Annotated in this window: 13 protein-coding genes and 1 pseudogene; 4 read left to right on the top strand and 10 right to left on the bottom strand. The window is 73.7% G+C overall.

From position 1 onward, the window contains the following. Positions 1-101: 101 nt before the first annotated feature. The 5 genes from QMQ26_RS18090 to QMQ26_RS18070 all read right to left on the bottom strand — a co-directional run bounded on the left by QMQ26_RS18090 (position 102) and on the right by QMQ26_RS18070 (position 9,440). On the bottom strand, positions 102-1,055 hold the full coding sequence (locus QMQ26_RS18090; protein ID WP_282206364.1) for a hypothetical protein: 954 nt from the start codon (positions 1,053-1,055) through the stop codon (positions 102-104). Then, positions 1,052-1,873 carry an RNA polymerase sigma factor SigM gene (gene sigM / locus QMQ26_RS18085; protein WP_282206363.1) on the bottom strand — a complete coding sequence of 274 codons (822 nt, stop codon included), beginning with the start codon at positions 1,871-1,873 and terminating at the stop codon, positions 1,052-1,054. Before sigM ends, QMQ26_RS18090 begins: the two co-directional genes overlap by 4 nt. Before the next feature lie 128 nt (positions 1,874-2,001). After that, complete coding sequence (locus QMQ26_RS18080; RefSeq protein ID WP_282206362.1) at positions 2,002-4,239, bottom strand: protein kinase family protein; 2,238 nt, start codon at positions 4,237-4,239, stop codon at positions 2,002-2,004. A gap of 287 nt (positions 4,240-4,526) precedes the next feature. Continuing rightward, a complete protein-coding gene (murJ, locus tag QMQ26_RS18075; RefSeq protein ID WP_282206361.1) occupies positions 4,527-7,013 on the bottom strand; it encodes a murein biosynthesis integral membrane protein MurJ in 2,487 nt (828 codons plus the stop codon). Between the two features lie 51 nt (positions 7,014-7,064). Next, a complete protein-coding gene (locus QMQ26_RS18070; protein WP_282206360.1) occupies positions 7,065-9,440 on the bottom strand; it encodes a DUF6049 family protein in 2,376 nt (791 codons plus the stop codon). A gap of 262 nt (positions 9,441-9,702) precedes the next feature. Between QMQ26_RS18070 and QMQ26_RS18065 the strand changes: the two genes are divergently transcribed. After that, complete coding sequence (locus QMQ26_RS18065) at positions 9,703-11,139, top strand: CCA tRNA nucleotidyltransferase (RefSeq protein ID WP_404814187.1); 1,437 nt, start codon at positions 9,703-9,705, stop codon at positions 11,137-11,139. A gap of 93 nt (positions 11,140-11,232) precedes the next feature. Here the strand turns inward: QMQ26_RS18065 and QMQ26_RS18060 are convergent, their stop codons facing one another. Continuing rightward, positions 11,233-12,525, bottom strand: a complete 1,293-nt coding sequence (locus QMQ26_RS18060) for an MFS transporter (protein WP_282206359.1) — start codon at positions 12,523-12,525, stop codon at positions 11,233-11,235. 164 nt (positions 12,526-12,689) lie between these two features. Between QMQ26_RS18060 and QMQ26_RS18055 the strand changes: the two genes are divergently transcribed. Then, the gene (locus QMQ26_RS18055; protein ID WP_282206358.1) at positions 12,690-14,507 is read left to right on the top strand and encodes a peptidoglycan-binding protein; all 1,818 of its coding nucleotides are present in this window, start codon (positions 12,690-12,692) and stop codon (positions 14,505-14,507) included. Between the two features lie 87 nt (positions 14,508-14,594). On the opposite strand, the gene QMQ26_RS18050 is transcribed toward QMQ26_RS18055, so the two are convergent. Then, entirely contained in the window at positions 14,595-15,677 is a 1,083-nt protein-coding gene (locus QMQ26_RS18050; protein WP_100837238.1) for an inositol-3-phosphate synthase, read from the bottom strand. A 145-nt stretch (positions 15,678-15,822) separates the two neighbouring features. Then, a pseudogene (locus tag QMQ26_RS18045) lies at positions 15,823-16,484 on the bottom strand (helix-turn-helix transcriptional regulator). Positions 16,485-16,780: 296 nt separating this feature from the next. Here QMQ26_RS18045 and QMQ26_RS18040 point away from each other — a divergent pair. Together QMQ26_RS18040 and QMQ26_RS18035 are read left to right on the top strand one after the other, a co-directional pair. After that, entirely contained in the window at positions 16,781-19,528 is a 2,748-nt protein-coding gene (locus QMQ26_RS18040) for a transglycosylase domain-containing protein (RefSeq protein ID WP_282206357.1), read from the top strand. 106 nt (positions 19,529-19,634) lie between these two features. Further along, complete coding sequence (locus tag QMQ26_RS18035) at positions 19,635-21,197, top strand: glycosyltransferase family 87 protein (RefSeq protein ID WP_100838588.1); 1,563 nt, start codon at positions 19,635-19,637, stop codon at positions 21,195-21,197. Between the two features lie 134 nt (positions 21,198-21,331). On the opposite strand, the gene QMQ26_RS18030 is transcribed toward QMQ26_RS18035, so the two are convergent. Both QMQ26_RS18030 and QMQ26_RS18025 read right to left on the bottom strand, forming a co-directional pair. Further along, positions 21,332-22,363 (bottom strand): alanine racemase, encoded by a 1,032-nt coding sequence (locus tag QMQ26_RS18030; RefSeq protein WP_282206356.1) that lies wholly within the window; start codon positions 22,361-22,363, stop codon positions 21,332-21,334. A gap of 118 nt (positions 22,364-22,481) precedes the next feature. Beyond that, positions 22,482-23,600 carry a lipid II:glycine glycyltransferase FemX gene (locus tag QMQ26_RS18025; protein WP_100837241.1) on the bottom strand — a complete coding sequence of 373 codons (1,119 nt, stop codon included), beginning with the start codon at positions 23,598-23,600 and terminating at the stop codon, positions 22,482-22,484. Positions 23,601-23,744: the final 144 nt, after the last annotated feature.

Raw genomic sequence — 23,744 nt, 5'->3', positions numbered from 1 at the left:
TCCGCCGCCCCGGACAACGACTCACCAGTCTCCCGCATTCCCAGGCCCGGCCGCACCAACCGCCCGTGCTCCGGGCGCGCGGGGACCGGCCGGGCGAGGAATCAGGGGGCCGGGACAGAGCTGTGCAGCAGGATCGTCGATCCGGGGCAGTCCGGGGTGGCCAGGTAGACGTCCAGCGGCCCGCCGCCGCCGGGCGGGCGGAACACCAGGGCCAGCACCGGCTGCCCCTGGTAGCGGCCCGGGCCGGTGGCTGCGGGCCGCTCGCCGGGGTGCCCGGCGGCCTCCAGCGCGCAGGACGGGGCCGCGGCCGGTCCGTCGGAGGTGGCCTGGCCGAGCTGGTGCGGTGCCCTGCCCTCCAGCAGCTGCCGGACCTGGGCGGGCAGCCGGTCGGCGGTGAACTCCGGACCGTCCTCCGCACCGCTGCCGCCCGGGGCGACCTGCTGGGGCGCGGTGGTGCCGGTGGTGCCGGCCGTCCCGGCGGTGTTGGTCGGCCGGGAGCCGTCGGCGAGGGCCGGGCTGTCGGCCGCGGTGGAACGGCCGGCGGTGGAACGGCTGGCGGCGCTGTCCTGCCGGCCCGTGTCCTGGCCCAGCAGCGAGCCGCCCAGGCCGACGGCGAGCGCCGCCACCGCGACGGCCGCGGTCGCGAGCAGCAGCCGGGCGCCGCGACGGCGGCGGCGGGCCGGGCGGCCGGGGCCGGTGGCACCGGACGGGGAGCCGGCCGGGGCGGCGGTGCGCGGCGGGGCGGAAGCGGTGCGGACGGCGGGGGCGTTGGGGACGGCCGGTGCGGGCGGCTGCGGGTGGCGCTCGGTGCGGGCGGCGGACTCGGCGGCCAGGGCGGCCGTCAGCCGGTCCGCGACGTCCGGCGGCAGGGCGGGGGCGGGGGCGTCCGCCAGCAGCGCGGGGAGGCCGCACAGGGCCGCGAAGTCCTCGGCGCAGGACGGGCAGTGGGCCAGGTGGGCGTGCAGCGCGGCGGCCCGCTCGGGCGGCAGCAGGTCCTCGGCGAGGTCGGCGAGGGCGTCCGGGTCGGGGTGCTCGGAAGGCGGGTGCGGCGTCATCGCGGGGTCGCATCTCCTTCCAGCGCGGGCGAGGAATCCGTGGATGGGACGGGGGAGGGCGGGTTCGGGTTCCCGCCGCGGGGGCCGGGCGGGGCGGTGCCGCCGCCGTCCGGGCCCGCCGGTGTTCCACGTGGAACACCGGGAGGACGCCGGTCCGGGCCGGTTCCACGTGGAACACCGGCGGACGCGGCGGCCGCTCCCCGTGGAACGGCCGCGGGGCGGACGTCCGGTTCGGTTCCACGTGGAACGGTGCCCGGACCGAGGTGGCGCAGCAGCGGCAGCAGCCGGGCCCGGCCGCGGGCGCAGCGGCTCTTCACGGTGCCGACCGGGACGCCGAGCACCTCGGCGGCCTCGGCCACCGGGTAGCCCTGCATGTCGACCAGCACCAGGGCGGCCCGCTGTTCGGCAGGCAGTTCGGCCAGCGCGTCCGCCACCTCGCGGCGGGTCTCGGCCCGCACCGCGTGGCTCTCCGCGCCCTCGGCGGCGCCCAGCGCGCGCTCCGCGGTGCCGTCCGGCCGCTGGTCGAGCGACTCGGCCCGGCGGACCGCGCAGCGGCGGGCGCGGTCCAGGCAGGCGTTGACCACGATGCGGTGCAGCCAGGTGGTGACCGCCGAGCGGCCCTGGAACCCGGCGGCGGCCCGGAACGCGGAGACCAGGGCGTCCTGGAGCGCGTCCGCGGCCTCCTCGCGGTCGCCGAGGGTGCGCACCGCGACGGCCCACAGGCGGTCCCGGTGGCGGTGCACCAGCAGCCCGAAGGCGTCCGGGTCGCCCGCGGTGTGCCGGGCGAGCAGTTCGGCGTCGGTGGGCTCCTCGGCCATCCGCCCCCTCCTTGCGGTTCGGCCGTCCGCTCCGGCGGCCGTGGGTCACATCGTTGGGGATGCGCCGGAGCGGATCAAGGGGTACGCGGTGTCCGGCGGCATCCGGGGGCGGCGGTCCGGGGCAGCGGTCAGCCGTTGACCTGGACTTCGGCCACCTTCCCGCGGAAGCCGCCACCGTCGTCGTTGGTCGGGACGTTGGTCAGCCAGAGCAGCAGGTACCGGGTGGTGACCGGCTTGGCGGGCTTCAGGGCGACCTTGCTGCCCGAGCCGGAGGCGATCGAGGCGCCGAAGCTGCGGAAGCCCGCGTCGTCGGCGTTCGGGGCGCTGTTGGTGCCGCCCGGCGTGGCCTTCAGCTCCGCCTTGGTGTCGCCGATGAACTGGACGTCCACCGAGTCGACCTCGCGGGCCGAGCCGAGGTCGATCAGGATGCCGGTGCCGGGCCGGTAGGCACCGCCGAACTGGTCGTTGTAGCGCTGGGTGGTCCAGGCGGTGGCCGGGTTGCCGTCGGTGGCGTTCGACAGTTCGCTGCTGTGCTCGTCCTTGGTGTCGCCGAACGCGTTGAACGGGGCGAGCGCGGAGATGGTGAGCTTCTCCCCGGCGGGGGCGGGGGAGACGCCGGCCGGGACGGGCGCGGGGGTGCTGCGGCCGCCGGTGGCGGTGTCCTGGTGGTTGACGTACTGGGCCAGCTGCCAGGAGCCGACCGCCACCGCGGAGAGCGCGACCAGCGAGGCGGTCCACTTGAGCAGGCGGCGCAGCCCGCGGCGGCGCGGGGCGGGGGCTGCGGCGGGGACGGGCCCGGGCGCCGGGGCGGGCTCGGTGCGGGGGAGCGCCTGGGTCGGCGCGCTGCTCGCGTAGCGCGGCCGGGCGGCGGGCAGGGCGCGCAGTACGGGCGGGACGGGCTGCTCGGGCTGCCGGATCTTCGGCATCAGGTCGATCGCCGCGGCCAGCTCGGCGGGGGTGGTGATCGGCTCCTTGTGGTGCGGGGGCTGCTCGCACAGGATGCGGGCGGCGAGCTCCGCGAGGCCCTTGTGGACGCCCGCCCGGACCTGGTCCGGCGGGACGCAGCCGAGGTCCTTGGGCAGCCCCTGGAGGTCGTAGCGGTCCTCCGGGTAGGGCCAGCGGTGGGTGAGCGCCGCGTACAGCAGCGCGCCGATCGCCCGGACGTCGGTCAGTTCGGCGTCCTCGGCGGGCAGGCCGCGCAGCGCCGCGTCCACCGCGATGCCGTTGATCCGGTACTGGCCGCCGTCGGTGCGCAGCACGCACTTGGGGGTGAGCCGCAGGTGCGCCTGGCCGCGCCGGTGGGCGGCGGCGATCGCGTCGGTGACCTGGCGGACCATCTGGTACGCGTCGTACGGCTCCATCGGGCCGTCCGCCAGCAGCTCGCCGAGGTCCCGGGCGCCGGGCAGCCACTCGCGGATGACGTAGACCAGCTCGCCCTCCTGCACCGCGTCCAGCACCTGGACGAAGCGCGGGTCGCCGAGCAGGGCGGCGCTGCGGGCGGCGGTGAGCACCGACTTGGCGCGGCGGTGGCCGGCCGCGAGCAGGTGGACGCCGACGGCGCGGCGGAGCTTCTCGTCGACGGCGCGCCAGCTGGTGAAGGTCTCCGACTCGGAGATGCACTCCTCCAGCCGGTAGCGGGCGCCGATCTTGTCGCCGCTGTGCCGCTGCGGGGCGGGCAGCACGGTGGGCAGGGTGGCGGTGTCGGCGTCCAGGGTCTCGGTGCTGGTGGCCGGGGCGGGCTCGGACGGTTCGACCGGCGGCAGCGGGCGGCGCACGCCACGGGTGCGGGAGGGGCGCTCCGGGCGGGCCCCCTGGGCGGTCAGCTCGGCGTCGATCTCCTGGGCGGAGAGCGGGGCGGTGGCTTCGGCGGGCAGGGCCGGTGCCGGCTCGGCGGCGGGGGCGGCAGGGGTACCGGGGGCGGCCGGGGCGTCGGGAGCGGGGGAGACGCCGGGGGAGGCGGGGGCGCTCTTCGGGGCCGCCGCGCGCAGCGGGGTGGTCTTCGGGTCCGCCTTCGCGGTGCTCTTGCCGTTGGCGCGGTCGCCGTCCTTCGGTTCGGTCCGCGCGCCCGGCTTGGTGCCGCCCTTCGGTTCGGTCTTCGCGCCCGGCTTGGTGCCGGACTTCGCCCCGGCCTTCGCGGAGCCGTTGGCGGCGGCCCGCACCGCGCCGACCGGGGTGCTCCCGGCCGGGCCCTTGGCGGCCGGGCCGCGGTCGGAGTCGTGGTCGGAGTCGTGGTCGGAGTCGTGGTCGGAGCCGTGTTCGGACCCGCGCTCGGAGCCGGCGTCGCGCTCCGCGGCCGCCGGTGCGGCCTCGGTCGCCGCCCCGTCCGCCTCGGACGTGTCGACGATCGCCTTGGTGCCGTCAGCCACCGTGGTCCTGCCTCCCCTTGTGTCGCCCCGGTCCATCCCAGGACGGTCGATGGCTCCGTACCGGAGCGGTCGGCCGTGCAGGGTCAATTGTGCCCACTACCGGACGTCGGGTACGACCTCTGAGAGTGGCGGGAGGTTGCCCGATTGCCCACTTCCGGCGGAACAGCAGACGAATGGGCCGGAACCGGGGGTGTGCCCCGACTCCGGCCCAGGCAAAGCGTACTGAGGTTCCGACGGTTCGTCCTCGTCCGGGTTGACGTCCGGTCAACCGGGGGAGCGCGGGCGGTTCAGCGGCCGAGCCGCCTGCGGACCATTCCGGTGAGGGCGCTCAGCTCCTCGACCCGCATCTTCCGGGCCAGCACCAGGAAGACCGCGAGCTGCGCGCCGCCCGCGACCAGCAGGGTCAGCACGTTGCCGATCCAGCCGTCCAGCACCTGCAGGGCGAGCAGTTCGACGGCCAGGCCGACGGCGGCGGCGGGCAGCGAGGCGATCGCCAGCCGGACGTAGGTCTTGGTGATCCGGGCGGTGTCCAGGTCGCCGACCTTCGCCTTCAGCTTCGGCACCGCGACGAACACCCCGACCGCGTAGGCCAGGCCGTAGCCCAGCGCCATGCCGGTGACCGCCCACTGCGCGGGCAGCACCAGCCAGCACAGCACCGCGGTGGCGGCCTGGGTGAGCGCCACCCAGACGGTGTTGGAGAACGGCGTCCGGGTGTCCTCGTACGCGTAGAAGCCGCGCAGCAGCACGTACTGCACCGAGTACGGGATCAGGCCGAGGGCGAACGCGGAGAGCATGTAGCCGACCGCGGTGGTGCCGTGGGCGACCGCGCCGCCGTTGCCCAGGCCGTAGATCGAGGAGCCGATCACCGGGCCCAGCGACAGGAACAGGAACGCCGCCGGGACGATCGCCACCGCCGAGGTGCGCAGGCCGTACGAGAGGTCGTCGCGGACGGCGCCGGAGTCCTGGTCGGCGGCGGCCCGGGAGAGCCGGGGGAGCACCACGCTCATCACCGAGACGGTGATGACGGCCATCGGCAGCTGCCAGATCAGCAGCGCGTTGGAGTAGGCGGCCAGGCCGACGCCGAGGTGGCCCTCCGCCTCGGCGGTCCGGCCCGAGGCGGTGGCCAGCTGGGTGACCACCAGGAAGCCCGCCTGGTTGGCCAGCACGAACAGGAAGGTCCACTTGGCCAGCCGGGCGGCCTTGCCCAGGCCGTGGCCGCGCCAGTCGAACCGGGGCCGGAACGAGAAGCCCGCCGCCCGCAGGTACGGGATCATCGCCAGCGCCTGCACCGCCAGGCCCAGCATGGTGCCGATGCCGAGCAGCCGGACGCCCTCGGGGGAGATCGACCGCGGGGTGACCTCGGTGTGCTGGAAGGTGCCGTACACCGCGATGTACATCACGAAGGTGAAGATCACCACGACGTTGTTCAGCACCGGCGTCCACATCATCGCGCCGAACCGGCCGCGCGCGTTGAGGATCTGGCCCATCACCACGTGCACGCCCATGAAGAAGATGGTCGGCAGGCAGTACCGGGCCAGCGCCACCGTGGTGTCGGCGCTCGCCGCGTCGCGCATCAGCGCGTGCGAGATCAGCTGCACCAGCACCGGCGCGGCCAGCACCGCCACGAACACCACGCCCGCCAGGCCGGTCACCACCAGGGTGAGCAGCCGGTTGGCGTAGGCGGTGCCGCCGTCCTCGTCGTTCTTCATGCTGCGCACCAGCTGCGGCACGAACACCGCGTTCAGCGCGCCGCCGCCGATCAGGATGTACAGCAGGGTGGGCAGGGTGTTCGCGGCGTTGTACGAGTCGCCCATCGAGGCGACGCCGATCGCGGCGGCGATCACCATGGTCCGCAGGAAGCCGGTGCCCCGGGAGACCAGGGTGCCGGCCGCCATCACGGCGCTGGAGTTCAGCAGCCCGGAGACCCGGCCCGCGCCGCCGTCGCCCGCGGTCGGGGCGGGCGCGGACGGGGGTGCGGTGGTGGCGGCGGTCGGCGGTGCGGCGGCGGCGTCCGCCTCCAGCACGGCCGCGTCGGCCTGCATCACCGCCTCCTCCTCGGACAGCGGCGGGTCGAACTCGATCGGCGGCACGTACGGGTGCCGACCCGCCGCGCCGCCGTCCGGGCCGTCGTCCGCGTCGTCTTCCGTGCTGCCGTCCGGGGCGCCGTCCTGGGCACCGTCCGGGTCCTCGGGCGGTTCGGCGCCGGCGGGTGTCCTCGAGAGCAGCGAGTCCACCCCGACGTACTCGCCGACCGGCTCGGGGGTCGGCTCGATCCGCCAGCGCGCACCGGACGGCTTCCCGTCCGCGCCCGCCCCGTCCACGCCCGCCCCGTCCACGCCTACCCCGTCCGGGGGCGCGGCCGGAGCTCCGGCCGGGGCGCCACCGGCGGGTGCGGCCGGAGCGTCGTCGGCGGGGGCCTCCGCAGGGGCCTCCGGGCCCGCCTCCGCCGCGAGCTCGGCGGCGATCGACGCCCAGCGCGGGGCCGGGGCGGTCAGCTGCCGGGTGGCCTCGGAGTCGCCGCCGCCCTGGCCGGGCACCGCGGCCGAGCCCTCCGGGGTGTCCGTCTCGTCGGGCCCGGCGCCCGGCAGGTCGATCGCGCCGTACGGGTCGGTGCTCCCGAAGGCCCCGGGCGCGTAGGGGTCGTGGGCGTAGGTGTTGGCGACGTACCAGTCGGCGGCCGGCTCCGCGGGGGCGGCGGCGCGGGGGCCGCCCGCCCGGTCCTGGGGTCGGCCTCCGCCCTGGTCCTTGGTTGCTCGCTCGCTCCGCTCGTTCATGCCACCAATCCACGTCAGAGAGGGGGGACGGCGCCCGGGGGGTGGGGCGGCCTAGTGATCCACCTTCTCATCACCGGCGACCCGATCGGTGTCACCGGCGGCGGACGAGGGGTCCGCGTCGGAGGGCCGCCCGGCGTCCCGCGGCGCGCCCGCGGGGCCGCCGCCGGGGCCGTCCGCGGGGCCCTCGGCCGGACGGTCCGGGTCCTCGTCGACCTCGCCGGCCGCCCGGCGCTTCTTGCGCTGGAGGTAGAACCGGACCCCGGCGAGGACCATCAGCACGGTGCCGCCGGCGATCACGTACGTCACGCCGCTGGCCACCGAGGTGACGTCGACGGTGAACTCGACCGCCTCGCCGTAGGGCCGGGCGTCCGGGCCGGTGGTCCACAGCTGCGCGGTCACCTGGACCGGGCCGTTGACCTGCGCCTCGGCCGGGAAGCGGAAGGTGCGGCTGGTGCCGGCGTCCATCACCACGGGCTGGATCGGGTAGTCGACCCGCAGGCGGTTCGGCTGCGCCGAGGTGATCTTCAGCTCCAGGTTGCCGACCGACTGGGTCAGCCCGTTGCGCACGCTGACCAGCAGCGTCGCGTTGTCGCCGGGCAGGGTCACCACGGTCTTCTTCGGGACCCGGACCGCGGACTTGAGGTTGTCCAGGTAGCTGCGGACCCCGTTCCGGAACTCGGTGCCGGCCTTCGGCTGCTCGCGCCACTCGGTGGACATCGCGCGCACCATCGCGGCGCTGAACGGACCGCGCACCCGCTCCGGCTCGGTGAGGATCATCATCAGCTGGTCCACGCCGTCCTGGAGCTGCATGGTGGCGGTCAGCTCGTCGGCGGACAGCTCGCTGCCGGCCGCCTCGTCCGGGTACGACTGCGGGACGGACGCGTTCGCGGCCGGGTCGGGCTTCTGCTCGGCGACCTTCTGGAGGACCGTCGGCGCCACCCAGCCGCCGCCGACCGCGCCCAGCACCGCGTCGTGCAGGGCCTGCGCGGCGTCGCCGGTCAGCGAGCGGGACGGCAGCACCAGCAGGCCGCGCGGGTGCTCCGGCTCCTGGAGGGCGATGGTCAGTGTCTCGGCGAGGAAGTGCTGCACGGCCGAGGCGCGGTCGCCGGCCGAGCCCAGGCCGGACTGGAAGAGCGAGGACAGCACGGAGTCGCCGACCACCGCGGTCTGCCCGTTGCCGATCGAGCGGGCCGCGTTCGGGGTGTAGTACAGCTTGTCGGAGTCCGGCAGCGACCTGCCGTCCACCAGCAGGACCCGGCCGCCCGCCGCCCCGGCCACCGCCGCGGTGCGCTGGTCCAGCAGGCCCTGGTACGGCCAGGCCACGTCGGAGGCGGCGTCCACCGACAGCCGGGCCTCGGCGGTGATCTGACCGGCCGTCACCGCCTTGCGCAGCGCGGTGTCCATCCCGGCCAGCCCCGCGCCGTGGTGCGCGATCGAGGCCAGGTCGGGGTCGGCGTACGGCAGCGACAGCACCTGGGTGTTCGGCTTGGCCAGCACCGTGCGCAGCTTCGCCAGCCAGGCCGCCGCCGCGTCCCGGCCGGTGCCCGGGACGGTGTTCTCCTCGCTCGCGGACTCGCCGGAGGTGCCCGGCTTCTGCACCCGGTACGGCTTGGTCATCGCGTACACGGTGTCCAGCAGGTCCGGGTCGATCGCCCAGGTCAGCCCGGTCAGCTCGGAGCCGAGGCCGACCAGCCGGTTCAGCCGCCCGTCGCCGGTCAGCTCGGCGGCCAGGGTGTCGTCGCGCAGCACCGGCGTCTGGTCGGCGTCCGCCATGGTCTGCGCGGCCAGCACCGGGGCGTGGGTGAGCGGCCAGACCACGGCCAGCTGCGAGGGCTGGGCGGACTCCTTGCCCTGGTAGGGCAGGAAGGTCCGGGCGATGCCCAGCGGGTGGGCCTTCTCGTCGCCGGTGCTGCCCCAGACGTCCACCGCCAGCTCGTACGTGCCGGTCTCCCCGACCTTCAGCGCGGAGACCGGCACCGACAGCGAGAAGTCCTCGCTCTTCCCGGGCTCCAGGTCCTGGAGCCCCTGGGCCGGGCTGTCCAGCGAGATGCCGTCCAGGGTGCTCGGGGTGGTCCGGGACGCCGCCATGGCGATCTCGCTGCGGGTCTTCATCGGCCGGGCCTGCGGCTGGCGCACCTTCACGGTCGGCGCCTTGAACGTCGACGTGCCGGAGTTGGTGAGCGTGCCGGTGACGACCACGGTCGAGTTCTCGGACGCGACCTGCTTCGACAGCGCGTCGACCCGCACCACCGCCGGGTACTCGGCCGCCGCGGCGGGCAGCAGGCCGGGGGCCGCCGCCGCCGGGGCGGCGCAGAGCGCTCCGACCAGTCCGCCCGCCAGCAGGGCGGCGGCGCCCCTGGCCAGCCGGCCCGTCCACCGTCCGCGACGCGCCGCCACTGCCGCGTTCCGCCCGGTCCGCTCGTCCACGCGCGTCCTCGCCGTTCCCGATCGTCTCGATCACTCCGCGCGCCGCCGCGGCCGACCCGGCCGGGCGGTCCCCCACCGGGAGCGTCCACCGGCATGGTAACGACGCCGTCCGGGCCGCAGTGCTGCGGCCCGGGAGCTGCCGGACGGACCGGGGGAGCGAAACGGGAGGGCGGCGGAGCAGGCCGGGCACGTACCCTTGTGAGCCGTGTCCACTGCCAATGCGTCCAGCGCCAATCATTCCAGCTCCGCCGACCGGGTCGCCCTGCCGGGGCTGACCGAGGCGCAGACCCTCGGCCTGCAGGAGTTGCTGCGGGTCTCCCCGGTCGCCGACGAGATCGCCCGCCGCTTCGAGGACGCCGGCCACCGGCTGTCGCTGGTCGGCGGGTCGGTCCGGGACGCCCTGCTCGGCCGGCTCGGCAACGACCTCGACTTCACCACCGACGCCCGCCCGCAGCAGATCCTCAAGCTGGTCAAGGGCTGGGCCGACGCGGTCTGGGACGTGGGCATCGCGTTCGGCACCGTCGGCGCCCGCAAGGACACCCCGGAGGGTTCGTTCCTGATCGAGATCACCACCTACCGCAGCGAGGCGTACGACCGCACCTCGCGCAAGCCCGAGGTCAGCTACGGCGACTCGATCGAGCAGGACCTGGTGCGCCGCGACTTCACCGTCAACGCGATGGCGGTCGACCTGCCCGGCCGGCGGTTCGTCGACCCGCACCGCGGCCTGGAGGACCTGGAGGCCCGGGTGCTGCGCACCCCCGCCACCCCCGAGGAGTCCTTCTCCGACGACCCGCTGCGGATGATGCGCGCCGCCCGGTTCGCCGCCCAGCTGGACTTCGACCCGGCGCCCGAGGTGGTCGCCGCGATGACCGCGATGGCCGAGCGGATCACCATCGTCTCCGCCGAGCGCGTCCAGGCCGAGCTGAACAAGCTGCTGCTCGCCGAGCACCCGGTCAAGGGCCTGCGCCTGCTGGTCGACACCGGCCTGGCCGACTTCGTGCTGCCCGAGCTGCCGGCGCTGCGCCTGGAGAGCGACGAGCACCACCGACACAAGGACGTGTACGAACACTCGCTGACCGTGCTGGAGCAGGCCATCGCGCTGGAGACCGAGGGCCCCGACCTGGTGCTCCGGCTGGCCGCGCTGCTGCACGACATCGGCAAGCCGCGCACCCGCCGCTTCGAGTCCGACGGCCGGGTCTCCTTCCACCACCACGAGGTGGTCGGCGCCAAGATGACCCGCAAGCGGATGCGCGAGCTCAAGTACTCCAACGAGCTGGTCAACGAGGTGGCCAAGCTGGTCGAGCTGCACCTGCGCTTCCACGGCTACGGCGGCGGCGAGTGGACCGACTCCGCGGTGCGCCGCTACGTCACCGACGCCGGCCCGCTGCTGTCCCGGCTGCACAAGCTGACCCGCTCCGACTGCACCACCCGCAACAAGCGCAAGGCCGCCGCGCTGGCCCGCACCTACGACTCGCTGGAGGAGCGGATCGCCGCCCTCCAGGCCCAGGAGGAGCTGGACTCGATCCGGCCCGCGCTGGACGGCAACGAGATCATGGAACTGCTCGGCCTGCGCCCCGGCCCGGCGGTCGGCCGCGCCTACAAGCACCTGCTCGAACTGCGCCTGGAGCACGGCCCGATGGCGCACGAGGACGCGGTGGCCGCGCTGCGCGCCTGGTGGGCCGAGCAGCCGCAGGACTGACCCCGGTCGGTCGATCGCCCCTCCCCGGCGGGCGGTTGGCCGACCGAGGACCGCGGCGTCCTGATCCTCCCGGCTCCGGCGGCCGGTACCCCGTCAGGGGCGGCGGGAGGAGCGGAAGTACAGCGCCGCGCCGAGCGCGTACAGCGCCGCCAGGCCCAGCATCACCGTCGCCGAACGGCCGTTCAGCGGCAGGACCAGGGCGGTGACGGCGGCCGCGGCGACGAACGCCACGTTCACCAGGACGTCGTAGACGGCGAACACCCGGCCGCGGTACTCGTCCTCCACCGACTCCTGCACCAGGGTGTCGGCGCAGATCTTGGTGCTCTGGGTGGTCAGGCCGAGCAGCAGCGCCGCGGCCATCGCCGGGACCTCCCGGAAGGGCAGGCCGAGCGCCGGGACGAGCACCGCGGAGCCGACCAGACAGGTCGTCACCCAGCCGTTCAGGCCGAGCCTGCGGGTGCACCACGGGCTGACCACCGCGGCCAGGAACATGCCCGCCGCCGACATCGCGACCGCCCAGCCCAGGCTGGCCAGGCCGCCGGTCTCGTCCGAGGCGCTGTTGAAGGTGTACCGGGACAGCATCAGCACCACGACGGTCAGCACGCCGAAGCAGAACTTGGTCAGCGTCGCCGCGGCCAGCGCGCGCACCGCCGGACGGCAGTCCCGCACCAGGTGCCGCAGCCCGGCCAGCAGGTCGTACCAGGTGGCGGCCAGCGTCTCGCGCAGCGGGGGGAGTCCGTCCAGCTGGTCGGGGCCCAGCCGGTCGACCGGGATGCGCTGCGCGGCCAGGGCGGCGGACAGGTACAGCAGCCCGGACAGCGTCACCGTCAGGGCGTCCGCGCGCGGGCCGGCCGGCACCACCAGGTGCACCAGGAAACCGGCGCCCGCACCGGTGGCCGCCGCGACCGCGCCCAGGGTCGGCGACACCGCGTTGGCGGTGACCAGCCGTGCGGGGTCCACCACCCGGGGCAGCGAGGCCGAGAGGCCCGCCAGGATGAACCGGTTGATCGCCGTCACCACCAGCGCCGCCGAGATGAACGCCCACTTCGGCGCCTCGCCCAGCAGCAGGGCCGCCGTCGCCAGGCCGAGCACCGCGCGGATCAGATTGCCCGTCAGCAGCACCTGCCGGCGCCGCCAGCGGTCCAGCAGCACCCCGGCGAACGGGCCCACCACCGAGAACGGCAGCAGCGTCGCCGCCGCGATCGCGGCGATGTCGGCGGGGGAGGACTGCTTCTCCGGCGAGAAGACCACCGAGGCGGCCAGCGCGGCCTGGAACGCCCCGTCCGAGAGCTGCGAGAGCAGCCGGACGGTCAGCAGTTGCCGGAAACCTCGGCCGCGCAGCAGCCCGAGCAGGGGGGCCTCCCGCGGGGGCCGTTCGGTGATCACCCGCCAAGGGTGCCACGAGGTCCGTCGGTTCCACGTGAAACATCCGTCGGCAGTGCGGCGGCCGGACGCCCCCGCGTGCTTCCGCACTACCGATGACCTGCGTGTCGCAGGCTCGTTGACCAGCCCGGGAGGGAAGAACCACCTCGGAACAACGGGAGGCTCCCATGCGTGACGAGTTCGCCGCCCTTCTGCTCGGCCAGGTCGGCCGCCACGAGGGCCGAGACCCCGACGGCACCTGGAACAACCGACAGCGCTACAGCACCGAGACCCCCGGCCTGGAGTGGTCCGACGGCCAGCCCTGGTGCGCCACCTTCGAGGCCTGGGCCGCCCACCGGGCCGGCATGGACGGGCTCTGGCCGATGACCGCCTCCTGCCTCACCGCCGTGGCCTGGTGGCGCGACCGCCACCGCTGGTCCGAGTACCCGGTCCTCGGCGGCCCCTTCTACCTCGGCCCCGGCGGCGGCAGCCACACCGGCGTCGTGGTCGCCTACGACGCCGACACCATCCGGACCGTGGAGGGGAACGCCCTCCCGCTGCACGCCGGGGTGCTCACCCCCACCGGCTACCGGAGGATGGGCGACCTGCGGGTCGGAGACCCCGTCGTGGACCCGGAGGGGCGGCCCTCCCGGGTCACCGGCGTCCACCCCAAGGGCATCCGCCCCGTGCACCGGATCACCCTCCAGGACGGGTCCGCTGCCGAGGCGTGCGAGGAGCACCTCTGGCAGATCGGGATCGACGGCCGGGCCCGCCCGAGGGTGGTCACGACCCTGGAACTCGCGGCCCTGGTCTCCCGTCCGGGTTCCCGGGTGCGCGTCCCCCTTCTCGAACCCGTCGAGTACCGGCAGACCGGTGAGCCGCTCCCGATCGACCCGTACCTGCTCGGACTGCTCGTCGGGGCCGGCGGCACCAGCGGCGGTGGACTGCATTTCCCCCACACCGACCCCGACGTCCTCGCCGAACTGCGCTCGATCCTCCCGGACGGTCACCGGCTGGTTCCGCACATCGCCAACGAGCGCGCGGTGGAAGGGAACTGGCGGATCATCGGAACCGGAGGCCGGGGCGGGAACCAGCTGATCGAGGAACTGCGCGCGCTCGGCCTGATGGGCGTCGAGGCCCCGCACGCGTTCCTGCCCGCCCGCTACCGCAGGACCGGCATCAAGGACCGGCTGGCGCTCCTGCAAGGACTGATGGACACCGGCGGGACGATCGACGCCCGGGGGCGGATCGAGTTCACCTCGGCCTCCGAGCGCCTGGCCAGGGACGTTCAGGAACTCGTCCGCTCGCTCGGCGGCCGGGCCGCGGTGAACGTCGAGCGCAACGCGCACCACACCTCGCCCCGGCAGCCGAACCGCACCCCTGCCAAAGACGCGTACCGCGTGCAGAACGTCGACATGCCGCACTTCAACCCGTTCAGGACGCCCCGCAAGGTTGAGCGCTTCGTCCCGCGGAACGCCGCGTGGGCCCGCCGGGTCGTCTCCGTCGAGTACGTGCGCGACGAAGAGGTGCAGTGCATCGCGGTGTCCGCGCCCTCCCGCCTGTTCGTCACCGACGACTTCATCCCCACCCACAACACCAACGACAGCGGCTCCACCGAGGGCGACGGCGTCTACCTCAAGTCCCGCCCGCGCCGCGGCCCCGGCTCGCCGTACGGCTACGGGGTCCCGGCCTTCCCGGAGGGGACCGTCTCCGCGGACCCGGCGCTCGGCGGCGTCCCGGCGGCCCGCACCTCGGGGCAGGCCACCACCCCGCCGTCCGGCCCGCCGCGCTGGCCCGGCCGGTACCTCAAGGTGCAGACGCCGATGCTGCACGGGGACGACGTCCTGACGTGGCAGCGCCGGCTGGCCGACCGCGGCTGGTCGATCACCGCGGACGGCTGGTACGGGCCCGCCTCCGCCCAGGTCTGCCGGTCCTTCCAGCAGCGCCACGGGCTCGGCGTGGACGGCGTCGTCGGCCCGGCCACCTGGAACGCGGCCTGGTCCTGACCGACGCCGGAGGGCCGCCCCGCACGAAGCGGGACGGCCCTCCGGTCGGACCTGACGTCACGTCAGCCGGTGCTCAGCGCTCGGCGCTCAGCGCTCGACCTCACCGCGGATGAACTTCTCGACGTTCTCCTTGGCCTCGTCGTCGAAGTACTGCACCGGCGGGGACTTCATGAAGTACGAGGACGCGGAGAGGATCGGGCCGCCGATGCCGCGGTCCTTGGCGATCTTCGCGGCGCGCACGGCGTCGATGATGACACCGGCCGAGTTCGGGGAGTCCCAGACCTCGAGCTTGTACTCGAGGTTCAGCGGGACGTCGCCGAACGCGCGGCCCTCGAGGCGGACGTACGCCCACTTGCGGTCGTCGAGCCACGCGACGTAGTCGGACGGGCCGATGTGGACGTTCTTGGCGCCCAGGTCACGGTCGCGGATCTGCGAGGTGACGGCCTGGGTCTTGGAGATCTTCTTGGACTCCAGGCGCTCGCGCTCGAGCATGTTCTTGAAGTCCATGTTGCCGCCGACGTTCAGCTGCATGGTGCGCTCCAGGACGACGCCGCGGTCCTCGAAGAGCTTCGCCATCACGCGGTGCGTGATGGTGGCGCCGACCTGCGACTTGATGTCGTCGCCGACGATCGGGACACCGGCCTCGGTGAACTTGTCGGCCCACTCCTTGGTGCCGGCGATGAACACCGGGAGGGCGTTCACGAAGGCGACCTTGGCGTCGATGGCGCACTGGGCGTAGAACTTGGCGGCGTCCTCGGAGCCGACCGGCAGGTAGCAGACCAGGACGTCGACCTGGCGGTCCTTGAGGATCTGCACGACGTCGACCGGAGCCTCATCGGACTCCTCGATGGTCTCGCGGTAGTACTTGCCCAGGCCGTCGAGGGTGTGGCCGCGCTGCACGGTGACGCCGGTCGGCGGCACGTCGCAGATCTTGATGGTGTTGTTCTCGCTGTTGCCGATGGCGTCGGCCAGGTCGAAGCCGACCTTCTTGGCGTCCACGTCGAACGCGGCGACGAAGTCGACGTCCTTGACGTGGTAGTCGCCGAACTGGACGTGCATCAGGCCGGGGACCTTACCGGCCGGGTCGGCGTCCTTGTAGTACTCGACACCCTGCACCAGCGAGGCGGCGCAGTTGCCCACGCCGACGATGGCTACGCGAACCGAACCCATTCCGGTTGCTCCCTGAATCTCATGAGGCCCGCCGTGCTGTGGCGGCGACCTCGTTCCACATCTGTTCTGACTGTCTGATCGGGCGCACGGGGCGCCCACGCCTCGCCGCGGGCGGCGGGGCCGGCGCGGTGGTGCAGCGCTCCGGTCAGGAGCGCCCCGGGCGGTCGTACGGTGGCCCGGGCGGGTCGGAGGACCCGTCGGCCGGACCACGGCCGTCCGAAGTGTGCGGGGACGCGGTGCCGCGTCCGGTTCTGGTGGCCCGCTCGGTCTCGATCAGCTCGTTGAGCCACCGGACCTCGCGTTCCACGGACTCCAGGCCGTGGCGCTGGAGTTCGAGGGTGTAGTCGTCGAAACGCTCGCGGGTGCGGGAGACGGAGCTGCGCATCCGCTCCAGCCGCTCCTCCAGCCGGCTGCGGCGGCCTTCCAGCACGCGCATCCGGACCGCCCGGTCGGTCTGGCCGAAGAACGCGAACCGGACACCGAAGTGCTCGTCCTCCCAGGCCTCCGGCCCGGTGTCGGCGAGCAGTTCCTCGAAGCGCTGCTTGCCCTCGGGGAGAGCCGGTAGACGATCTTCGACCGCTTGCCGTTGAGCGCGGTGGCCGGGACGTACTCGACGTCCGGGTTGTCCTCCACCAGGAAGCCCTGGGCGACCAGGCTCTTCAGGCAGGGGTAGAGCGTTCCGTACGAGAAGGCCCGGAACGAGCCCAGCAGGACGTTGAGCCGCTTGCGCAGCTCGTACCCGTGCATGGGCGCGTCGTGGAGCAGGCCGAGGACGGCGAATTCGAGGACGCCGGAGCGTCGGCTCATGCCGCCTTCCTCCTTCCGTGAGGGTTCCTGCTCGCCGGATGCGGGCCCCGGTCCGGCAGTGTATGCCGAACCGATGTGTCGCGCCGATGTATCGGCTCGATATATCGGCAACAGTAACCCTGGGTCACGGAAGGAGCAAGAGGGGCACGCGTAACTGGGATCACAAGGCCGTTGGGCAACGGGCGTGTAATGAATCGCGGTCGGTTCGTCCGGGTTGGCTTCCAATGCCCGATTAGGTGGCTTTCGGAGCGCCGTACTCTTTCGCCTGTGCACCCTGACCGAGGAGCTGCGGAGAGATGAGCGAACACCGGCGCAGGTCGGCCAACCCCGGGGGCGAGCAACCGCCGCCGCGGCGGTCGGACTCCGAACGGCCGTACGCGTACGGCTACCCGGTCGAGGGCGCACCCGAGTACGGGCGGGGCGGCCCCGCGGGCGGTCCCGGACGGGCCGCGGCCCCGGGGCGGGCGGCCGGGCCGAACCGTTCCGGCGCCCCCGGGCGCCCCGGGCCCGGGCAGGTCCCCGGCCAGGGCGGTCGGCGCGCCGCGCGGGAGACCGCGGAGCAGCCCCGGTTGACCCGGGCGGAGATGCGCAAGCAGTCCCGCAAGGGCGGCGGCGGTGGCGGCACCGCGGGCGGTCCGCCCGGCGGCCGCGGTGCCGGTCGGGGCGGTCGGCCGGGCAAGAAGCGGCTGATCGACTACCCGCGGTTCGGCAAGTCGGGCCTGCGGCGCTGGCTGCCGTCCTGGAAGCAGGTGCTGACCCTGTTCCTGGTCTTCTTCGGCGGCGGCGTGGCCGCGGTCGGCGCCGCGTACGCGCTGGTCCAGGTGCCGGACGAGAAGACCCCGCTGCAGATCCAGAGCAACGTCTTCTACTGGGCCGACGGCACCGAGATGGCCCGCACCGGCAACGAGAACCAGCAGCTGGTCGAGCTCTCCCAGATCAGCCGCCCGGCCCAGGACGCGGTCATAGCGGCGGAGAACGACACCTTCCGCACCGACTCCGGCATCGACCCGAAGGGCATCGCCCGCGCCGTCTACAAGATGGCCACCGGCGGCGAGACCCAGGGCGGTTCGACCATCACCCAGCAGTACGTGAAGAACGTCTACCTGTCGCAGGACCAGACGCTCTCCCGCAAGGCCAAGGAATTCTTCATCACCCTGAAGGTCAACGGCGAGAAGACCAAGGACCAGATCCTCACCGGCTACCTGAACACCAGCTGGTTCGGCCGCGGCGCGACCGGCATCCAGGCGGCCGCGCAGGCGTACTACGGCGTGGACGCCAGCAAGATCGACGTCTGCCAGGGCGCCATGCTGGCGGGCCTGCTGAAGGGCGCGGGCCTGTACGACCCGAGCCTGAGCGCGGCCAACCACGAGCGCATGGTGGGGCGCTGGAACTGGATCCTGGACCGGATGGTGACCACCAAGGCGCTGTCCGCGGACGACCGGGCCAAGTGCAAGGACTTCCCCGAGCCGATCGACGTGAAGACCGCCACCAAGACCACCGGCGAGGTCTCCTACCTGGTCGAGACCGCCAAGCAGTACGTCACCAACAAGGACCCGGACATCACCACGCCGGCCCTGGACCGCGGCGGCTACCAGATCCACACCACCTTCCAGAAGGACAAGGTCGACGCCCTGAAGAAGGCCGTGGACGACTTCGAGGCGGCCCGGCTGGACCCGGCCAACAAGGAGCTGGACCGCAACGTCCAGATCGGCGCGGCCTCGGTGGTGCCCGGTGACGGCGCGATCGTGGCCATCTACGGCGGCCCGGGCATCGAGAACGGCCACTTCACCAACAACGCCGACGCGGCCGGCGTCCCGGTCGGCTCGACCTTCAAGCCGATCGTGCTGGCCACCGCGATGCAGGAGGGCGTCCTCACCAAGAACGGCCCGGACGGCAAGCCTGCCAAGATCAACCCGGACTCCCGCTACCTGGCCGACGACATGGCGCAGATCTACCGCGCCGACGGCAGCAAGGCGATCGGCGACGACGGCCAGCCCTACCACCAGCGCAACAGCGACCCGGGCAAGAAGGGCTACGTGACGCTGCGGACGGCCATGCAGTGGTCGTACAACGTGCCGTTCGTCCAGCTCGGCCAGGACGTCGGCGGCGACAAGGTCCGGGCGATGGCGATCAAGTTCGGCCTGCACGACGACAAGACCCTGTCGCCGGCCAACACGCTGACCCTCCCGCTGGGCACCTCGACGCCGAGCGCGATCCGGATGGCCGCGGCCTACTCGGTGTTCCCGGCGCACGGCCAGCAGGCCGACCCGTACTCGGTGACCGGCGTGCAGTTCCGCGGCAAGGACCTGCCGAACTTCGACAAGCCGGTGCTGAAGACGGTCATCGAGCCGGCGGTCGCCGACAACATCACCGACGTGCTGCAGAACGTGGCGAAGAACGGCACCGGCAACAAGACCGCGGAGCTGGGCTTCCCGGTGGCCGGCAAGACCGGCACCTCCGACAAGAGCAAGTCGGCCTGGTGGATCGGCTACACCCCGAGCCTGACCACCGCGGTCAGCATGTGGCGCGAGGACGTGGCCAAGCAGACCGGCCTGGAGTCGCTGGACGGCACCGGCGGCAAGAGCGAGATCCACGGTGGTGACTTCCCGACCGAGATCTTCACCCGCTACATGAAGATCATCGGCCCGGGCAACCCGCGGAGCTTCACCGCCCCGGCCCCCTGGGGCCAGGAGGTCGACTCCTCCGGCGCCCCGGCCACCGCCTCGGCCTCGGCCTCTCCCTCGACCTCCCCGTCGACCGAGACCAGCCCCACCGCCGAGGTGCCCACCGAGACCGCCGACCCGTCGCCGACCGAGAGCCAGCGCCCGACCGGCCGTCCGTCCGGCAAGCCCAGCTCCAGCGCGAGTTCCAGCCCGGACTGCCTGCTCGGCTTCTGCCCCAGCTCCTCCCCGAGCTCCGGGGCGGCCGGCGGCACCGGCACCGGCGGCAACGGGGGCAACGGGGGCAACGGAGCGGGCGGGACCGGCACCACCACCGGCACCACCAGCGGCCGCAACGGCGGCCCGGGCACCGGCACCGGCTGAGCCGCCCGCCGGAACCCCGGCACAAACACCGCAGAGGGGCACGGATCGCGAGGGCGATCCCGTGCCCCTCTTCGATTGCGCGGAACGGTGCGGCAGTATGTCGGCCATGACCTCCAGCCTTCGTGACGAGACCTCGCCGCCCGGCCCCGCGCAGGCCGACGGTCCGCTGCCCAACACCGTGGTGGTGCCCGCGGACGAGGACCCGGTCGCGGAGGCCGGCAGCGAGCTGTTCGGCGGCCCGCCCGGGCGGCGGGCGCTGCTGGGGGTGTCCTGGTGGACGCCGGCCAAGTTCCTCGCGCTGGCGGTGATCGCGGTCTACGTGCTGGGCCTGTTCCAGAAGGCCCCGTGCTACAACGACGGCTGGTTCCACGGCGCCACCACCCAGTACACGAAGGCCTGTTACAGCGACATCCCGCACCTGTTCTCCGGCCGCGGCTTCGCCGACGGGCTGCACCCGTACCTGGACCCGATCCCGCAGGGCTCGCCGGACATGCAGTACCTGGAGTACCCGGTGCTGACCGGCCTGTTCATGCAGGTCGCGGCCTGGCTGACCACCCACAGCGGCGACCTGATGAGCCGTGAGCAGTGGTTCTGGATGGTCAACGCCGGGATGCTGATGATCTGCGCGGTGGTCGCGGTGGTCGCCACCTCGCGCACCCAGCGCCGCCGCCCGTGGGACGCGCTGCTGTTCGCCCTGGCCCCGGCCCTGGCGCTGAACGCCACCATCAACTGGGACCTGCTGGCGGTGGCCCTGGCCGCGGTGGCGATGGCCTACTGGTCGGGCTCCCGGCCGGTCTGGGCGGGCGTCTTCATCGGCCTGGCGACCGCCGCCAAGCTCTACCCGGTGCTGCTGCTCGGCCCGCTGCTGGTGCTCTGCCTGCGGGCCGGCCGGTGGAAGGAGTTCGGCCAGGCGTTCGGCGGCGCGGCCGGGGCCTGGCTGGTGGTCAACCTGCCGATCATGCTGGCCAACTGGAAGGGCTGGCTGACCTTCTACAGCTTCAGCCAGACCCGCCGGGAGGACTACGGCTCGTTCTGGCTGATCCTGATGCAGGGCATCCGCAAGGGCCGGAACCTGGAGACCCTGAACACCTGGATCGCCGTCCTGCTGGTGCTCAGCTGCCTGGCGGTCGGCTGGCTGGCGATCAGCGCCCCGCGCCGCCCGCGCTTCGCCCAGCTGGCCTTCCTGGTGGTGGCGGCCTTCGTGCTGACCAACAAGGTGTACTCGCCGCAGTACGTGCTCTGGCTGATCCCGCTGGCCGTGCTGGCCCGGCCGCGCTGGCGCGACTTCCTGCTCTGGCAGGCCTGCGAGGTGCTGTACTTCCTCGGCGTCTGGTCGTTCCTGGCCTACAACGGCGACGGCAAGCACCACGGCATCGACCAGGAGTGGTACCACTTCGCCATCGCCCTGCACCTGGTCGGGACCCTGTACCTCTGCTACCTGGTGGTCCGCGACATCCTCCACCCGGAGCACGACCCGGTCCGCTGGGACGGCAGCGACGACCCGTCGGGCGGCGTGCTGGACGGCGCCCCGGACCGGTTCGTGCTCGGCACCGCCCGCGGCCTGCGCGAGGAGGAGACCTACGCCGCGTACGCGCCGCGCTCGGACTGGCTGAGCAAGGACCCGGAGCCGGTCGTCGAGCTCGGCGCGGAGCCCCGGCCCGAGAAGTGACCCGGGAGGCGGCCCGGTGAGTCCTCCGGGCGGCCGCCCGGCCCCGGAGCCGCCGAAGCCCCGGAGCTGCCGAAGCCCCGCCCGCCGTCACGGCGGGCGGGGCTCCGGCGTTCGGCCGGGCCCCGGGGGCGGGCTCAGCGCTCGACCACCCGGTCGAAGTGGGTGGTGGTGTGCCGGACGGTCAGGGACAGCTCGTCGCCGATCGCGGGCGGCTTGAGCTCGCCGGGCAGGAAGAGGATCGACACCTGCATGTGCGGCGGCTCGGCGAACCACAGCTGCTTGCCCTGCCAGGAGTACGGCGACAGCGTCCGGTTGACGGTGGCCAGGCCGGCCCGGGCCAGCCCCTTGGCCCGGGACAGCACCCCGTGCACGTACTTGGGGGCCTCCAGGCCGACGCCGTGCGCGGTGCCGCCGGTGGCGACCAGCAGGTGGCCGTCGGAGGGGGCCTTGTGCTGCCGGTAGCCGTAGCGCTCGCCGCGGGAGACCGGGGTGACGTCCAGGACGGTGGCCCGGGAGGAGAGCGCCTCCACCTCGCCGAGCCAGAGCCGGGTGCCGATCCGGGAGCGGAAGGCGGTGCCGGGGTGCCGCTCGGCCAGCCGCGGCCCGTCCGCGGCGGACAGGTGGCTGAGGTAGACGGTGCCGGTGGGCAGCCCGGCCTCACCGATCGCCCGGACCAGGCCGGACACCTCGTCCACCGGGTCGCTGCCGTCCGGCCGGTCCAGCGGCAGGTGCAGCGCGAAACCCTCCACCGCCAGGTGCCCCACCGGCAGCCGGGTCAGCTCACCGGCCGCGACACCGTGCCGCCGCATCGAGGTCATGCACTCGATCACCACCCTGGTCCCCCCGGGCAGCGCGGCCAGCGCCTCGGCGTGCGCGACGGTGCGCACCACCCGCCCGGCGGGCAGCTCGACCTCGGGCTCGCCCGCCCGGTAGGGGGTGAGCACCAGCAGGTCGCCGGGGAAGTCGCCGGCCACCGCCGCCGCCTCGTCCGTGGTGCCCACCGCCAGCGTCGGCACGCCCAGCCGGGCGGCCTCGGCGGCCAGCCGGGTGTTGCCGAAGCCGTAGCCGTTGCCCTTGGCGACCGGGACGAGCCCGTCGAACTCGGCCAGCAGGCCGCGCTGGTGCGCCCGCCAGCGGCCGGTGTCCACGTACATCGTCAGGGTCATCGCGTTCTCTCCGTGGTGTTCTTCGGGTGGCGCGCCGGCGGGCGACCGGCGACCGGCCGTCGGGCGACCGGTCGGCGGCGGGTCGGCGGGCGGCGGCCCGCCGACCCGGCCGTTCGGCTCAGCGGCGCGACATGTAGAGGTCGAGCGCCTTGTGCAGGAGCTTGTTGAGCGGGAAGTCCCACTCGCCGAGGTACTCCGCGGCCTGGCCGCCGGTGCCGACCTTGAACTGGATCAGCCCGAACAGCGGGTCGTCCTCGTCCAGGGTGTCGCTGATCCCGCGCAGGTCGTAGACGCTCGCGCCGAGCGCGTAGGAGTCCCGGATCATCCGCCACTGGATCGCGTTGGACGGCTTGACCTCGCGCTTGTGGTCGGCCGAGGCGCCGTAGGAGTACCAGACGTGCTCGCCGACCACCAGCATCGTGGTGGCGGCCAGCGGCTCGCCCTCGTGGTAGGCGAGGTAGAGCCGCATCCGGTTCGGGTCCTCGGCGGTGAGGGACTGCCACATCCGCTGGAAGTAGGAGAGCGGCCGGGGCGTGAAGTGGTCCCGCTCGGCGGTGACCACGTACAGCTTGTGGAAGACCGCGAGGTCCTCGTAGCCGCCCTGGACCACCTCGACGCCGCTCTTCTCGGCCTTCTTGATGTTGCGCCGCCACAGCTGGTTGAAGCCGCGCTGGACGTCGTCCAGCGAGCGGCCGCCCAGCGGCACCTGGAAGACGTACCGGGGCTGGACGTCGCCGAAGCCGGCGCCGCCGTCCTCGCCCTGCAGCCAGCCGGAGCGGCGCAGCCGTTCGGCGGTCTCCAGGGCGCGGGACTCGGTGAAGTCCGGCTCGACGTCGCGCAGCCGCTTGGCCCGGTCGCCGGCGATCGCCTCCTTGATGGTGGGCGCCTCCCAGCGGCGCACCACCACCGGCGGGCCCATCTTCACCGAGAAGGCGCCCTGCGACTTCAGGTGCGCCAGCATCGGCTTGAGCCAGCGGTCGAGGTCCTGGTCGAACCAGTCGATCACCGGCCCCTCCGGCAGGTAGGCCAGGTACCGCTTCACCTTGGGCAGCTGGCGGTAGAGGACCAGCCCGGCGCCGACCAGCTCGCCGGAGGCGTCGAACCAGCCCAGGCTCTCCGCGCGCCACTCCGCCTTCACGTCCGCCCAGGAGGGCACCTGCATGTGGCTGGCCGAGGGCCGGCTCTGCACGAAGGCCAGGTGTTCCTCGCGTGTGATCGTCCGCAGCCGCAGGCTCATGCTCCGTGCTCCTCCTCGTGGATCCCCCCATGGTGACCCTATCGTCCGAATGGTCCGATTCGACCGGGAACCGACCCGACATGATGATGCCCTCCCGGCGGCACCCGCTGATACAGGTACTACGCCGGGAGGGCATCGGAGGCC

This window comes from Kitasatospora fiedleri (assembly GCF_948472415.1).
Taxonomy (GTDB): domain Bacteria; phylum Actinomycetota; class Actinomycetes; order Streptomycetales; family Streptomycetaceae; genus Kitasatospora; species Kitasatospora fiedleri.
Note: the sequence above shows the minus strand (reverse complement) of the source record. Positions and strands in the feature narration are given on the sequence as shown.

Coding starts and splice junctions, on each gene's coding strand:
- QMQ26_RS18090 (WP_282206364.1), bottom strand. CDS start 1,055: ATGACGCCGCACCCGCCTTCCGAGCACCCCGACCCGGACGCCCTCGCC.
- sigM (WP_282206363.1), bottom strand. CDS start 1,873: ATGGCCGAGGAGCCCACCGACGCCGAACTGCTCGCCCGGCACACCGCG.
- murJ (WP_282206361.1), bottom strand. CDS start 7,013: ATGAACGAGCGGAGCGAGCGAGCAACCAAGGACCAGGGCGGAGGCCGA.
- QMQ26_RS18055 (WP_282206358.1), top strand. CDS start 12,690: ATGCGTGACGAGTTCGCCGCCCTTCTGCTCGGCCAGGTCGGCCGCCAC.
- QMQ26_RS18050 (WP_100837238.1), bottom strand. CDS start 15,677: ATGGGTTCGGTTCGCGTAGCCATCGTCGGCGTGGGCAACTGCGCCGCC.
- QMQ26_RS18040 (WP_282206357.1), top strand. CDS start 16,781: ATGAGCGAACACCGGCGCAGGTCGGCCAACCCCGGGGGCGAGCAACCG.
- QMQ26_RS18035 (WP_100838588.1), top strand. CDS start 19,635: ATGACCTCCAGCCTTCGTGACGAGACCTCGCCGCCCGGCCCCGCGCAG.
- QMQ26_RS18030 (WP_282206356.1), bottom strand. CDS start 22,363: ATGACCCTGACGATGTACGTGGACACCGGCCGCTGGCGGGCGCACCAG.
- QMQ26_RS18025 (WP_100837241.1), bottom strand. CDS start 23,600: ATGAGCCTGCGGCTGCGGACGATCACACGCGAGGAACACCTGGCCTTC.